This window comes from Microtetraspora sp. NBRC 16547 (genome assembly GCF_030268965.1).
In the GTDB taxonomy this organism is placed as follows: Bacteria; Actinomycetota; Actinomycetes; order Streptosporangiales; family Streptosporangiaceae; genus Microtetraspora.
The window spans coordinates 265,269-279,265 of sequence record NZ_BSSE01000005.1; the positions used below are offsets into that span (position 1 = coordinate 265,269).

14 protein-coding genes are annotated in these 13,997 nt (G+C 69.4%); 5 read left to right on the forward strand and 9 right to left on the reverse strand.

The window, feature by feature from the left end:
• Positions 1–46: 46 nt before the first annotated feature.
• The 3 genes from QSK17_RS10680 to QSK17_RS10690 all read right to left on the reverse strand — a co-directional run bounded on the left by QSK17_RS10680 (position 47) and on the right by QSK17_RS10690 (position 4,213).
• Positions 47–1,444, reverse strand: a complete 1,398-nt coding sequence (locus QSK17_RS10680) for an aldehyde dehydrogenase family protein (RefSeq protein WP_285704436.1) — start codon at positions 1,442–1,444, stop codon at positions 47–49.
• Positions 1,445–1,538: 94 nt separating this feature from the next.
• Positions 1,539–2,939, reverse strand: a complete 1,401-nt coding sequence (locus tag QSK17_RS10685) for an NAD(P)/FAD-dependent oxidoreductase (RefSeq protein ID WP_285704437.1) — start codon at positions 2,937–2,939, stop codon at positions 1,539–1,541.
• Entirely contained in the window at positions 2,936–4,213 is a 1,278-nt protein-coding gene (locus QSK17_RS10690; RefSeq protein ID WP_285704438.1) for a glycosyltransferase, read from the reverse strand. The genes QSK17_RS10685 and QSK17_RS10690 overlap by 4 nt, the downstream gene beginning before the upstream one ends.
• A gap of 150 nt (positions 4,214–4,363) precedes the next feature.
• Here QSK17_RS10690 and QSK17_RS10695 point away from each other — a divergent pair, with 150 nt between their 5' ends.
• Positions 4,364–4,939 carry a TetR/AcrR family transcriptional regulator gene (locus QSK17_RS10695; RefSeq protein WP_285704440.1) on the forward strand — a complete coding sequence of 192 codons (576 nt, stop codon included), beginning with the start codon at positions 4,364–4,366 and terminating at the stop codon, positions 4,937–4,939.
• Here QSK17_RS10695 and potA read toward each other — a convergent pair.
• From potA to QSK17_RS10715, 3 genes are read right to left on the reverse strand one after another with little or no spacing between them, the layout of a single operon-like run.
• The gene (potA, locus tag QSK17_RS36110; protein WP_352231783.1) at positions 4,926–6,845 is read right to left on the reverse strand and encodes a polyamine ABC transporter ATP-binding protein; all 1,920 of its coding nucleotides are present in this window, start codon (positions 6,843–6,845) and stop codon (positions 4,926–4,928) included. The two genes, QSK17_RS10695 and potA, sit on opposite strands and share 14 nt — an antisense overlap.
• A complete protein-coding gene (locus QSK17_RS10710; protein ID WP_285704441.1) occupies positions 6,842–7,630 on the reverse strand; it encodes an ABC transporter permease in 789 nt (262 codons plus the stop codon). The genes potA and QSK17_RS10710 overlap by 4 nt, the downstream gene beginning before the upstream one ends.
• Positions 7,623–8,477: an ABC transporter permease gene (locus tag QSK17_RS10715; protein WP_285704442.1), complete on the reverse strand. Its 855-nt coding sequence runs from the start codon at positions 8,475–8,477 to the stop codon at positions 7,623–7,625. Before QSK17_RS10715 ends, QSK17_RS10710 begins: the two co-directional genes overlap by 8 nt.
• Before the next feature lie 217 nt (positions 8,478–8,694).
• Here QSK17_RS10715 and QSK17_RS10720 point away from each other — a divergent pair, with 217 nt between their 5' ends.
• Together QSK17_RS10720 and QSK17_RS10725 are read left to right on the forward strand one after the other, a co-directional pair.
• A complete protein-coding gene (locus QSK17_RS10720) occupies positions 8,695–9,813 on the forward strand; it encodes a hypothetical protein (protein ID WP_285704443.1) in 1,119 nt (372 codons plus the stop codon).
• Positions 9,814–9,861: 48 nt separating this feature from the next.
• Positions 9,862–10,812: an SIS domain-containing protein gene (locus QSK17_RS10725; protein ID WP_285704444.1), complete on the forward strand. Its 951-nt coding sequence runs from the start codon at positions 9,862–9,864 to the stop codon at positions 10,810–10,812.
• A gap of 192 nt (positions 10,813–11,004) precedes the next feature.
• On the opposite strand, the gene QSK17_RS10730 is transcribed toward QSK17_RS10725, so the two are convergent.
• Both QSK17_RS10730 and QSK17_RS10735 read right to left on the reverse strand, forming a co-directional pair.
• Positions 11,005–11,250 carry a hypothetical protein gene (locus tag QSK17_RS10730; RefSeq protein WP_285704446.1) on the reverse strand — a complete coding sequence of 82 codons (246 nt, stop codon included), beginning with the start codon at positions 11,248–11,250 and terminating at the stop codon, positions 11,005–11,007.
• Between the two features lie 119 nt (positions 11,251–11,369).
• On the reverse strand, positions 11,370–11,993 hold the full coding sequence (locus QSK17_RS10735; protein WP_285704447.1) for an NAD(P)-dependent oxidoreductase: 624 nt from the start codon (positions 11,991–11,993) through the stop codon (positions 11,370–11,372).
• Between the two features lie 89 nt (positions 11,994–12,082).
• Between QSK17_RS10735 and QSK17_RS10740 the strand changes: the two genes are divergently transcribed.
• Entirely contained in the window at positions 12,083–12,667 is a 585-nt protein-coding gene (locus QSK17_RS10740; RefSeq protein WP_285704448.1) for a TetR/AcrR family transcriptional regulator, read from the forward strand.
• A 56-nt stretch (positions 12,668–12,723) separates the two neighbouring features.
• Here the strand turns inward: QSK17_RS10740 and QSK17_RS10745 are convergent, their stop codons facing one another.
• Positions 12,724–13,188 (reverse strand): DUF4188 domain-containing protein, encoded by a 465-nt coding sequence (locus tag QSK17_RS10745; RefSeq protein ID WP_285704450.1) that lies wholly within the window; start codon positions 13,186–13,188, stop codon positions 12,724–12,726.
• An 85-nt stretch (positions 13,189–13,273) separates the two neighbouring features.
• Between QSK17_RS10745 and QSK17_RS10750 the strand changes: the two genes are divergently transcribed.
• Complete coding sequence (locus QSK17_RS10750) at positions 13,274–13,927, forward strand: MerR family transcriptional regulator (protein WP_285704451.1); 654 nt, start codon at positions 13,274–13,276, stop codon at positions 13,925–13,927.
• Positions 13,928–13,997 lie beyond the last annotated feature (70 nt).

A 13,997-nucleotide genomic window follows, 5' to 3' on the forward strand; every position in this document is an offset into this window, starting at 1 on the left:
CCGGATTGCCCCTCGCGACGTGGCCGCCGAAGCCACGAAACCCTCCCTAGGCGGGACGGAAGGAGTCCCTCGCCTGGGGGGCGGCGTGCTTGATCATCAGGTGCCGCGTGACGGAGTACTCCTGGACGGCCTCCTGGCTCATGTCCTTGCCGAAGCCGCTGCCCTTGACGCCGCCGTGCGGCGCCTCGGAGGCGATCGGCAGGTGGTCGTTGATCCAGGTGACGCCGACGTCCAGGCGGTGCGACACGCGCAGCGCCCGGGACACGTCCGTCGACCAGATCGAGGAGGCCAGGCCGTACGGCGTGTCGTTGGCGAGGCGGACCGCCTCGTCCTCGCCGTCGAACGGCACCGCGACCAGCACGGGCCCGAAGATCTCGCCCTGGACGATCTCGCTGGACTGGTCGGCGTCCGCGATCAGCGTGGGCGCGTAGTAGAAGCCGGGCCCGTCGATCGGAGCGCCGCCGCAGACCACCCGGCCGGAGGCGCGTGACACGAACCCGTGCACCCGGTCGCGGTGGGCCTGCGAGATCAGCGGGCCGATGTCGGCCCCCTCCTCCCACGGGTCGCCCGGCCGTACGCGAGAGAGCGCGTCGCGCAGCGCCTCGACACCCTCGGCGTACCGGGACCGCTCGATGTAGACGCGGGTCGCGGCGGTGCAGTCCTGCCCGGTGTTGTACGTGGCGCCCATCGCGACGCCGAACGCCATGTCCTCAAGGGAGGCGTCCGCGAACACCAGCGCCGGGGCCTTGCCGCCCAGCTCCAGGTGGACCCGCTTGAGCCCGTCCACGGCGCCCCGCATGACGGCCCGGCCGGTCGCGGTGGAGCCGGTGACGCTGACCATGTCGACGCCGGGGTCGGTGACCAGCGCCTGCCCGACCTCGGCGTCACCGGTCACCACCTGCAGCAGACCCTCGGGCGCGCCCGCCTTGGCGAACAGCTCGGCCAGCCTGAGCGTGCTCCGCGGCGTCTGCGGAGCGGGCTTGATCACGACCGCGTTGCCGGCGGCGAGGGCCGGACCGAGCTTCCAGATCCCCATGATGAAGGGGAAGTTCCACGGCGCGATCGAGCCGACGACGCCGACCGGCCGCCTGATCAGCACGGACGTGTAGCCGGAGCTGAGCACGCCCGCGCCCGTCCCGTCGAGCGAGCGGCCGGCGCCCGCGAAGAAGCGCAGGTTGTCCACGCCGAACGGCAGCTCGCCGTCACGGAACACCGGGGCCGGCTTGCCGGTCTCCTCGACCTCCAGCCGGGTGAGCTCCTCCGCGTCCTGCTCCACCAGGTCGGCGAAGCGCAGCATCACCCGCGCCCGCTCGGCCGGGGTGGTCTCCCGCCACTGCTCGAAGGCCTCCCGCGCGGCGCGTACGGCCGCCGCCACGCCCTCGGGCGACGTGTCCGGCACGTCCTCGATGGGCCGGCCGTTCGCGGGATTGATCAGGGTAGCCATGCATCCTCTTTCATCGGTCACGATGAACCTGCCCTATTTGCCACAAATAGTGCATTCGGGGCAAATCGCTATGGTTAGGCGTTCATCGTGGATATCAACTGTCGAAACCGACACCGAACCGGTCGAGCAGCCGCAGCCACGGCCCGCGGCGTCCGCCGTTCTCGTCGGCCCGGGCCAGCGCCCGCCGGGTGACCTCGACGACCGGCCAGCGCAGCGGCTCCGGCGGGAACGGCACCGGCAGGCGGCGCACCATCTTCAGCTCGGTCCGCCTGGTGGTCCGGCGGGCCAGCAGGTCGAGCCCGATCTGCGCGCCGAACCGGGACGCGCCGACGCCGAGACCGGTGTAGCCGAGGGCATAGGCGACCCTGCCGCCCATCGCGGTGCCGAAGAACGGGGTGAACCTGCTGGTCGAGTCGATCGCCCCGCCCCACTTGTGGGTGAACCGCACGCCGTCAAGCTGCGGGAACGTCTCGAAGAAGTGCCGCGCGAGCACTTCGTGCGTGGCGTCGCGCTGTTCGGTCCCCGTGCCGCCGAAGTTGTAGATGGCGTCGTAGCCACCCCACACCACCCGGTTGTCGGCCGTGAGCCGGTAGTAGTGGAACTGGTTGCCCGCGTCGGTGAGGCCCTGCCCCTCCGCCCAGCGCAGCGAGTCGCGCTGCGCCTCCGACAGCGGCTCGGTGGCGAGCACGTAGTCCCACACCGGCAGCACGAAGTTGTTCAGCCTGCGCAGCGGCGGCGGATAGGCGTTGGTGGCCAGCAGCATCTGCGAGGCGTCGATCACGCCGCTCGCGCCGGCCGTCGTGCTGTTCCGGCCGCCGGTGGTGACGCGGACGACGGCTCCGGAACGTTCCATACCGGTGACCGCGGTGTTCTCGTAGACCCGGACGCCGAGCTTCTCCGCGACGCGGACCAGGCCCCAGGCCAGCTTGGCCGGGTCCAGGATGCCGCCGGTGCCGCGCAGCCGCAGCCCGCCGAGGTACGTCGGCGAGTCCACGTCGGCGCGCATCTCGTCGAGGCCGAGGAAGACGGCGTCCTCCCCGTGCTCGCGGTACAGCTTCTCCGCCTCCTTGAGCTCGGCGACGTGGTGCGCGGCGACCGCGACCGTCGTCTTGCCCACCAGGCGCAGGTCGGCGTCGATGCCGTGGGCCTCGACGAACGCCGCGATGGCCGCGAGGTTCTCCCGGCCGAGCGCGAGCAGCGTGTCCATCTCGCCGGGCCACAGCTTCAGGCCCTGGCTCAGCCCGTGCGTGAGCGAGTCGGAGATGAACCCGCCGTTGCGCCCGGTCCCGCCGTGCGCGATCGAGTGCGCCTCGACCAGGACCACGTCGCAGGACGGGTTCTCCTCCTTCGCCAGTACGGCGGCCCACAGTCCGGTGAAACCACCGCCGACGATGAGCAGGTCGGCGGTGGTACGTCCGTCAAGAGGGTGATACGCCGGCGCCCCGGGCCTGTCGGTCCAGAAGACCCGGGGAGCGGCGTCCTTCAGTGCTTTCACTTGGCAGCGATCTTCTCGATGACGTCGGCGGCGACGCGCAGGCCGTCCCTGCGCCGGATCTCCTCACCGTGAGCGGCGAGGCGGGCGCGCAGCTCGGTGTCGCCGAGCAGCCGCTCCAGGGCGCCGGTCAGCTCCTCGTCGGTGAACCGGTAGGTGTCGAGGCGGACGCCGTAGCCCTTCTCGTGCACCCGCTGGGCGTTGTCGTACTGGTCCCAGAAGAGCGGGAGCAGGATCATCGGCTTGCCGAAGTGCAGCGCCTCGGTGGTGGTGTTGTTGCCACCGTGGGTGATGACGAGGTCCACCTGCGGGATGATCTTCGTCTGCGGGACGAACTCGGCGCCCCACATGTTCGGGGCGAGCTCGATCTCCTCGTGCAGCGGGCCCTTGGAGACGAGGAAGCGGTACGGCGTCGTGGCCAGCACCGAGATCACCCGGCGCATCAACTCGACGTCGGCGGAACCCAGCGAGCCGAGCGAGAAGTAGACCAGGGGTCCGTCGCCCGGGATCTCGGGGAGGGTGAACTCCTCATCGGTCTCGCGTACGGACGAGTCGAGCCGGGTCCACGTCGGGCCGAGCGGACGCTCGTCGGTATAGTCCACGATCTCCGGGAACACGTAGAGGTTCGCGTCGCCCTCGTGGATGAAATCCAGGTCGGGCAGCGCGGGGGCCCCCTGCTCCATAACCCACTCGTTGAACGCCGTGTAGATCTCGCGGTGGGTCCGGTCGTACTCGGCGCGGAAGGCGTCCCACTCGCTCCTGTCAGCGTCGGGCAGGCCAGAGAAGACCGGGGCGATGTCCGTGCCCCGCACCTCAAGAGGGTTGCAGGAGACGATGCGCACGAACGGCTTGCCGGCCGTCAGCAGCGCGGGGAAGGTGATGACGTTGTCCTCGACGATCACGTCCGGCTGGACGCGCTCGATGATGGCCTTGAGCTGCGGCTCGCAGTACTTCACACCGTCGATGAGCGCGTCCCAGATCGGCTTGGTGACCGTCTCCTGCTGCTCCAGGGTGCTCTTGCGGTACTCCGGCGCGGTGTCGCGGATGAAGTCCTTCCAGAACTGGCCCGCGTCCTGCTCCTCCTCGGCCGGAGGCGCGAGGTCGACCAGGTCCTCCTCGAAGCCGAGGGCCGAAAGCTTGCCCTTCCACGAGGCCTCGGCGGCGAACACCACGCGGTGTCCGCGCTTGCGCAGGACGTCACCGATCCCGATGCAGTTGTTCGTCGGCCCGTACGCGCTCTCGGGCATGAACAGGATCGTCAGCTGCTTATCTGTCATCTCCGGACTCCCTGTCTTGTTGAACCGTGATTCAAATAGGTATCTAGCGCGCCGTCAACAGCTGGGACATTATGTGTAAGCCAGTTGTTGTCGTGCGTTCAAACCGGATGGGATGGAATGGCCCAGCGCAAGAGCAGAGCCGACCGGCGGATGGATCTCATTGATGCCGCCCGCCGGGCGATGATCCAACACGGCGCGGAGGGTGTCCACCTCAACCAGATAGCCGAGGAGGCCGGACTCACCTCCGGCGCCGTGCTGTACCACTATCCCGACCTGAGGGACCTGCTGATCGAGGCCCATCACGCCGGGATGGAGCGCTTCTACGAGCAGCGGATCAAGAAGGTCAGCGGCATCGCCGACCCCGCGCAGAAGCTCATCACCACGATCAGGTCCGGCCTGCCCGAGGGACCCGAGGACGCCGGCGTGCGCCTGCTCTGCGAACTCGGCGGCGCCGCCGGCAGGAACCGCGTGTACGGCACCCTGCTGACGACGCTGTTCGACCGGCAGGTGTCGATGTACCAGACGATCCTCGAAACCGGGGCCGCGCAGGGTATTTTCACCCTCGCCCAGAACTCCGAGACGATCGCCAGGACCCTCGTCGCGCTCGAGGACGCGTACGGCTACCGCATCATCGCCCGGCACCACTCGATCGGCCCGGACCAGGCCGTGGAGCTCATCCTCGACTACGCCCGCCTCGCGACCGGACACGAACTCAGGCCGGAATGAGCACGGCGTCGGCGGCGTCCCAGCCGATCGCGACCTCGGTGCCGGGCTCGACCCGCGCCGAACCCTGGGCCGCCGCCAGCACGTGGTCCTCGTGGCCTTCGACGCGCAGCACGATGTGCGAGGTGCCGCCGTAGAAGCTCACGTCCACGACCGTGCCGCGGAGGGGACCGTCCTCGGGCTCCGGCTCGGGGTCGGCCTCAGACACGGCCTCGGTCTCGGTCTTGGTCTCGGACGCGGTCTCGGCCAGGGGCGCGGGCGCGGTCTCGGACGGGGTCTCCGCCTCGGCGTCGGCGGCGCGCCGTTCCTCGGCCTTGGCCTTGGACTCGTTGACGGCCACGACTTCGGCGACGACCTCCGCCACGACCTTGGCCACGACTCCAGCCACGGCCCGGGAGACGACCTCGGCCATGGCCTCGGCGTCGACCTCGCCCGTCATTGCGGTCTTGACCGCGGCCCTGAGGTCGTCGCCCCGGTCGGCCTTCGCGGCAGCGGCGTTCTCCTCGGCCACAACCTCGGCCGCGACCTCAGTCACGACCTCGGCCGCGCCATCGACCACGGCCTCAGCCCCAGCGACGGTGTCGGCGGTGGCGTCCTTCTCCTCCGCCTTGACCTCGGACTCAGTCGCGACCTCAGCCTTAACATCAGCCTCAGCCTTGGCCTCGGCTTCCGCTTCGGCCTTGACCTCGGCCTCAGGCTCCGCCTTGACCTCGACTTCGGGCTCCGTCACGACCGCGATTTCCCTGACCTCAGGCTCCGCCTTGGCCTTGGACTTCGTCTTGCGCTTGCGCTTCGGCTTGACCTCGGCGTCCGCCTCCGTCACAACCGCGATCTCCTTGGCCTCAGGCTCCGCGCCCTCGGACTTCGCCTCGCCGTCTTCCTTCGCCTTGGCGCCTTCCTCGGCCACGACTTCGGCGGCCTCCTCGGACTTCGCCTCGGACTTCGGCTCTTCCTCGGTCACGGCCTCGGTCCCGGCCTCGATCTCCGCCTTGGGCTCGGCGCCCTCCTCGGTCGTGACCGCTGCGTCCTTCGCCTCGTCCTGAGTCTCGGTGGTCTTGGGTGCGATCTCGGTGAGCCGGATATTCTCCGGGCGGACGACGAGAAGCGCGGAGTCGCCGTCCACGCCCTTGGGCGCGGGCAGCAGGCCCAGGCCCTCGACGTCGAGGCCGTTCTCGGTGACCCTGCCGCTGAAGATGTTGTTGGCGCCGATGAAGCCCGCCACGAACGGAGTGCGGGGCCGGTCGTACAGCTCGACGGGGGCGTCCACCTGCTCGACCTTGCCGCCCTGCATGACCGCGATGCGGTCCGCGAGCGACATGGCCTCCTCCTGGTCGTGGGTGACGACGACGAAGGTGATGCCGACCTCGTGCTGCAGCCGCTTGAGTTCGAGCTGCATCTCGGCTCGTACCTTCTTGTCCAGCGCGGACAGCGGCTCGTCCAGCAGGAGCAGGCGCGGACGCTTGACGATCGCGCGGGCGAGGGCGACGCGCTGGCGCTGGCCGCCGGAGAGCTGGTGCGGCTTGCGGCGGGCCTGTGCGGCGAGCCCGACGGTCTCCAGCACCTCGGCGACCCGTTCCCGGATCTCCTTCTTCGGCAGCTTCTCCCGCTCCAGGCCGTAGGCGATGTTCCGCTCCACCGTCATGTGGGGGAACAGCGCGTACGACTGGAACATCAGGTTGATCGGGCGCCGGTGCGCGGGGATCTTGAGCAGGTCGTCGCCGTCCAGGCGGACCGCGCCGTCGTCCGGCTCCTCGAACCCGGCGAGGATGCGGAGCAGCGTGGTCTTCCCGCAGCCGGAGGGGCCGAGCAGCGCGAAGAACTCGCCCTGCCGGATCTCGAGGCTGACCGAGTCAAGGGCGGCCACGTCGCCGAAGCGGCGGGTCACGCCATCGATGGAGATAAGTGTCATGACAGTGCCTCGGAGAGCTTGGTCATGCGCTGGGCCGCGATCACGACGGTGAAGCTCACCGCGAGCAGCAGGGTGGCCAGCGCGTTGATCTCGGGAGAGACGCCGAACCGCACCATGGAGTAGATGACGATCGGCAGGGTCGGTTCTGTGGGCGCGGCGGTGAAGAAGGCGATCACGAACTCGTCGATGGACAGCGTGAAGGCCAGCAGGGCGCCCGCCAGGATGCCCGGGGCCAGGGTCGGCAGCGTGATCCGCATGAACGTGGTCACCGGGGTCGCGCCGAGGTCGCGGGACGCCTCCTCCATCGAGGTGTCGGCGTGGCTGATCCTGGCCCGGACGACGGCCGTCACGAAGGCCATGCCGAAGACCGTGTGCGCGATCAGCACCGAGTGCAGCCCGAGCGTCATCTTGACCGCCGCGTAGAACACGAGGAGGCCGATCGCGAGGACCAGGTCGGGCAGGATCGCGGGCATCGTCGAGAGCGCGTCGACCAGCCGCGACTTGTTGTAGCGCGCCAGGCCGACCGCGAGCAGCGTGCCCAGCACCGTCGAGAGCACCGTCGCGCCGAACGCCACGATCAGGGTGTTGATCAGGCCGTCGCGGATCTTCTCGTTCCCGATCAGCGCGCTGTACCAGCGCAGCGAGAACCCGCCCCACGCGTACGCCGACTTGTTCTGGTTGAACGACATGAGCACGACGACCGCGATGGGCACGTACAGGAAGACGTACGTCAGCCAGAAGGGCAGTTGCAGCCAGCCGTGTCCACGCTTGGCGTTTCTACGCATCCCGGCCCACCCTTCGGGTGGCCCACGCCTGGGCGAAGAGCAGGAGCACCAGTACTCCGATCACGGACAGGGCCAGCACCGACCCGAACGGCCAGTCGCGGGCCTTGAGGAACTGGTCGCGGATCAGGTTCCCCACCATGATCCGGCGACCGCCGCCGAGAAGTTCGGGGATCACGAAGTTGCCCAGGCTCGGCACGAAGACGAAAACGCAGCCGGTCAGCACGCCGGGCAGCGACAGGGGGAGGGTCACCGACCAGAAGGTCCTGATCGGGCCGGCGCCGAGGTTGGCCGACGCCTCGCGGAGCTGCGGGTCCAGCCGCTCGATGGCCGAGTACAGCGGGAGGACCATCAACGGCAGGTACGCGTAGAGCAGGCCGGCCACGATGGCGCCGTCCGTGTAGAGGAGCTCGACCTTGCCGAGACCCAGCGCCTTCAGCCCCGAGTTGACCAGGCCTTCCGAGTTCAGCAGCACGATCCAGGCGTACGTGCGGATCAGGAAGTTGGTCCAGAACGGCAGCACGACGGCGACGAGCGCGACGACCTTCCACTTGGCGGGCAGCCGAGCGATCATGTACGCGGTCGGGTAGGCCAGCAGCAGAGCGAGGAGCGTGGTGATCGTGGCCAGCTTCACCGATCCGAAGACCACGTCGAGGTAGAGCGGGTCGATCAGCCGGGTGAAGTTCTCCCCTGTCGGCTCATAGACGATCCCGCCGAACCTGCCGCGGCGAAACACCGTGTAGCTGAGCACGAGAGCGAGCGGGACCGCCAGGAAGACGATCAGGAAGCCGAAGCCCGGCCCCATGGTGACGAGCCGCCCGATGACCCGTGCCCGTACGGTGGACTTCATGGTGCCGTCGCCACGAAGGCGGGCACGCGAAATGACATGTGAGAGCTTCCTTCCGGTGGGGAGCTTAGAGTGTTGCAGGATAAATCAACTTAGACAAGACTTACTTGGGCATTGTGAGCATTGGCGATACAAGCCTTATTGAATCGAGATTCAACAGATGCAGGTCGAAGCGCGGCACTGGCCAACCATTCGGGAGGAACCGGACAGTTCTCTCTCATTGGCCGTCGGAGAAGGCGTCACCGGAACCGTCGTCCGGGCGCTCGCGGAAGGCGTCACGCCACCGCGCCCCTTCTCCGTGCGCGCGTTCCGCTCGCTGCCCACACCCCCGCCCGGCGAGCGCGCGATCACGGTCGACCAGACGAACCATTCGGTGATCGCGGGCGAGAGCGTCGTCGTCAAGTGGTTCCCCCGCCCGTCCCGCGCGCCGCATCCGGCGCCTGACCTACTGGCGCACCTGTCCGGCTTCTCCCGCACGGCCACGCCGTACGCCGCCGTTTACTGGGAGGACGCGCTGGTCGCGCTGGTCACCGCGTACCTGCCCGAGGCCAGGGACGGCTGGGAATGGTGCGTGGACGAGGCCGAGGCCGGCCGGACCGCCTTCGCCGCCGAGTTGGGCGGGCTGGCCGCCGAACTGCACCTCGCCATGGCGACCTCCTCCCCCGTCTTCCCCGACCCGGTACGGCTCTCGCCCGCCGTACAGGCACCTGAGGCAGGACACGACCCGGCGCGGGACGCGGCGGGCGGGGCGGGGGCCTGGGCGGAGCGGGCCGAGGAGGCTCTGCGCGACGCGCTCTCGCTCACCGACGGCGAGGACGGAGCGTGGCTGGCCTCGCGGGCCGGGGAACTGCGCCGCGAACTCGCCCCTCTGGCGACGGCCGGCCCGACCCCGCTGATCCGCATCCACGGCGACCTTCACGTCGGCCAGATCCTCCAGTGGCGTGACGGCTACGCGGTGGTCGACTTCGACGGGAACCCGACGGTTTCGAGCGCGGCCCCGGGCGGCGGAGCCTTCCAGCCGGCGGCCCGCGACCTCGCCCAGCTCACCACGAGCGTCGATCACGTCGGCCAGGTGGCGATCCTCCGCAGGAACGCCGATCCCGGACGGATCGCGGAGTGGGTCGCGGCGGCGCGGGCCGCGCTCGTGAGCGCGTACGTCACCGGGCTCGCGGACGCCGGCCGGGCCGACCTGCTCGACCGGTCGCTGATCAGGCCGTTCGAGATCGAGCAGGAGTGCCGCGAGCTGATCTACGCGGCCCGGCACCTGCCGCGCTGGCGGTACGCCCCCATGGGCGTGCTCCGGACCTGGTTCGGCACCGATCCCGCCTTTACGAAGTAAGTCGCAACAAAACAGCAACAAAGCAGTACGAGAACCAAGGAGTGAATTGTGGACGCGGGGCTGTTCGAGGCCGACCTGCTGGCCAAGCCGGAGGCGCTGGGCGCGCTGGCCGAGTCGCTGGAGGCCGGTGACCCGTTCGAGGGCCTGCCCGAGCGGATCGACCGGGTGGTCTTCCTCGGGATGGGCAGCTCCCGGTACGCCGCCGGGGTCGTGGCGTCGCGCCTCCGCGCCGCCGGGATCGACGCCGTGGCCGAGTACGCCTCCGCCGCGCACACCGTGCCCGGGCCGGGGACGCTGGTGGTGCCGATCTCCGCGACCGGCGGCAGCAGGGAGACCCTCGACGCGCTCGCCCGTTACACCGGGAAGTCGTTCGTGCTCGCCATGACCAACAAGCCGGGCTCCGCGGTGACCGAGGGCGCCGACCTGGTCGTGCCCATGGCCGCCGGTGAGGAGCGCGGCGGCGTCGCGTGCCGGACGTTCCAGCACACCCTCGCCCTGCTGCTCGCGCTGAAGTCGCGGCTCACGGGCGGCGGCGACGTTCCCGCGCTCGTCCGCCGCGCGGCCGAGGCCACCGCCGATCTGCTCGACCGTCGCGGCGACTGGCTGAAGACGGCCTCGGACGTGCTCGACGGGCCGCACGGCGTCTACACGATCGCCCCCGCCGAGCGGCTCTCCTCGGCGGAGCAGTCCGCGCTGATGTTCCGCGAGGGGCCGCGCCGCCAGGCGGACGCCTGCGAGACCGGCGACTGGGCGCACGTCGACGTCTATCTCACCAAGACATGCGACTACCGGGCGCTGTTGTTCCCCGGCTCGCGCTACGACGAGCAGGCGATGGACTGGATCCGCCAGCGTGGCTCGACCGTCCTCACCGTCGGCGGCGAACTGGACGGCCAGGCCGGATCCATCCGCTACCGGCACGACGACGACCCCGATGTCGCCCTGCTCACCGAGACCCTGGTCGCCGAGCTCCTCGCGGCCTCCTGGTGGGCCCAGTCCTGACTCGCGAATCCCGGCGGCCACGGGCCGCCGGGATTCGATTCCGCGATGTCGTCGTGCCCGCACGCGAGACCTGGGTCGCGGCGCTGGATGGCTCCGTGATCGGGATGATGGTGCTCGCCGGACATCCGTTACGTGTGGCGGCCCACGCCCTGACACGGTGCTCGGCGGGTGTTCACGGGGCGCGGGTGGGGCTCACCGCTGCCAGCCGAGCCGGAAAGCGGCGTCGTCGGGGACGTAGCCGTCCGATCCCGCCTCGCCGATCCACAGGATGTCGTCGTACTCGGCGACCGGTCCGAGGGCGTAGCTCATCGGCAGCCGGGGCTGGACCGCGAACCGGACCTCCAGCTCGGGGTCGAACCGTTCGAGGGTCTCGATGAGATCGGCCACGGTCATGCCGGTCCCGCTGCGCCGGCTCCTGCCACGCCTGTGCCTGCCCATGGGTGCTTCTCCGTGCTTCGGATGACCGCTGGTACGCCGAGCTTGTACGGAGCGTAACCTAATGACATCTGAGCGCAACAGATCCTTGACTTGTGGATCACGGCCGCTTGGGATGGCACTCAGTAGGCGACGCCCATGACCTTTCGATAGGTCTCGGGAGCGGCGATGATCCGCAGGACGTAGCCGGCCAGGTCCTCCCGCGAGATGGAGACCCCTCCGCGTACGGAGTCGCCGACCGCGGTCCGGTACCTCCCGGTGGCCGGGGCGTCGGTCAGGCGCGGCGGCTGGACGACGGTCCAGTCGAGGTCGCGGCCGAGCAGCTCCCGCTCGAACAACCGGGCGTCGCGGTGCCCGTGCCGGAGCAGCGTGTTGTGCAGGATCACCTTCAGCAACCGCTGCGGCACTGTGTCCGCCGGATGGTTCCCCAGCCCGTTCGTCACCGCGACCAGGCGGCGGACACCCTGCTCGACCATGGCCCTGGCGACGTTCCCACCGCCGAGCGAGTAGAGCCGGGTGGGGCCGCCACCGCTGGGCCCCGCGAGGAGCACCACCGCGTCGGCCTGGCCGACGGTGAGGGTCTCGGGCTCCAGCACGTCTCCCTGCCGGACGGACAGTCTGGAGTGACGCTCGGTAAGCGCATCGGGCCGCCGCGCCACCACCTCGACGTCGTGGCCCTCCGCGAGCGCGAGCCGGACCAGGTGGCGTCCGGTGCCGCGGGTCCCTCCGAAAATCGTGATCCTCACGTCCATCACCTCAAGGAGAGTCTGGGGTTAGTGGATACTCACTCACCATTATGGTGGCACCGGATCCCGCACCGTCAAAGAGAGAGGCCATGACTCCCACCCGCGACCGCATCGTCGCCGCCGCCGAACAGGTCATTCAGGAGCTCGGCCTGGCCAGGGCCACCACCAAGGAGATCGCGCGTGCGGCCGGATGCTCGGAGGCGCTGCTCTACAAGCACTTCAGGACCAAGGAGGAGATCTTCCTGGCCGTCCTCCTGGAACGCATGCCCGCGCTCCGACCGGCGACGCAGCGGCTCGGCGAGCGAGTGGGGCAGGGCACGGTTGCGGGCAACCTGGAGGAGCTGGCCTGGGCGGCGGTCGAGTTCTTCCGCAGAACGATCTCGCTCGCGGGCGGCATGCTCAGCGACCCCTCCTTGCTGAACGGCTTCCGCCAGACGCTCGCGGAGTCCGGCGGCGGCCCGCACGTGCCCATCGACCTGGTGGCGTCCTACCTCAGGGAGGAACAGCGGATCGGGCGAGTGGGCCCGGACGCGAACCCCGACGCGGCGTCGGCCCTCCTTTTCGGCGCGTGCTTCCATCGGGCGTTCCTCGCGAACCTCGTCGAACTGGCGCCCGACGAGGTTCTCGTGCCCGATCTGGTGAGGACACTCCTCGCCGGGCTGACGCCGCGCTGAGCCAGACAACACCTCACGGGCTCAACAACGCAGCGGGCGGCCGATCGCCACATCCACTACCGGGATCCCTTGACGGCCGCGAGCCGCTCCGCACCCCTGTCGCCGACGCTCGTGGTCGGGACGAGCTCCCCCGCCTTGCCGAGACCGAACTCCGGCATGTTCACGTAGACCGACTCGTAGCCGCTGACCGTATAGGTCTCATGCCAGACGCCCACGGCCTCGCTCGTGTACACCTCGCGGAAGAAGCGCTTCCAGGCCGGCCAGTGGCTCGCCTCACGATCCTTCGCGTACGCCATCAGGTGATCGGTGCTGCGCCAGTACTGCACCATCAGCGTGGTCCGCCCGTTGAAGAAGCTCTCGAAGCCGAGCAGGCCATGGGCGGGGTTCGACCGCAACTCCTTGATCATCGGCGGCATGGCCTTGGCCACCGGCAGCCACTTGCGCAGCGACCGCAACCTGTTGATCCGCATACCGATCAGGAAGACGACGAAGTCGCCCTCCATGCGCGCGCTCATGCGCATGACGCCCTCCAGTTGGATAGTCCAGCTACCTAACAATTGGATAGTAAAACTATCGAGCATCATTGGCAAGCACTACTATCCAGTCATGCGAATCTCCCAGCTCAGCACCGAGTCCGGGGTGCCGATCCCGACGATCAAGTACTACCTGCGCGAGGGGCTGCTCCCCCAGGGCGACCAGACGTCGGCCACCCGGGCGGAGTACGACCAGTCCCACCTGCACCGGCTACGGCTGATCAGAGCGCTGTTGGAGGTCGGGCGGCTGCCCGTCGCGACGATCCGCAAGGTGATCGACGCCGTCGAGGACGAGCGACTGGACGTCCATCACATGCTCGGCACCGCCCACCACGCGCTCTCCACGCCGGTCGAGCCACACCCGGAAGACGAGGACTGGCAGGAGGCCAGGGAACTGGTCGACCGGCTGATCGCCGACCTCGGCTGGGGCGTCCATCCGCTCGCGCCCACACGGGATGAGCTCACGCAGGCCGTCGTCACGCTCAAGCGCCTCGGCATGCCCACGTCCCAGGAGGACCTGCTCCCCTACGCCACCGCCGCCCTCGATCTCGTACGCGACCTGGACATCACCAAGATCCCTTTCGACGGTCCCCGCGACGTCGCCGTGGAGACGCTGGTGATCTGCGAGGTCCTGTACGGCAAGGCGTTCGACGTACTGCGCCGCCTGGCCCAGGAGTCCGAGTCCGCCAGGATCCTCGGCGCCACCCCCTGCCCGCCGGAAGGTTGATCCGCACAACGCCACGCGAGAGCCGCGGACCACCGGCACCGCACCCTGTGGACCAGACATGGATCAGGCA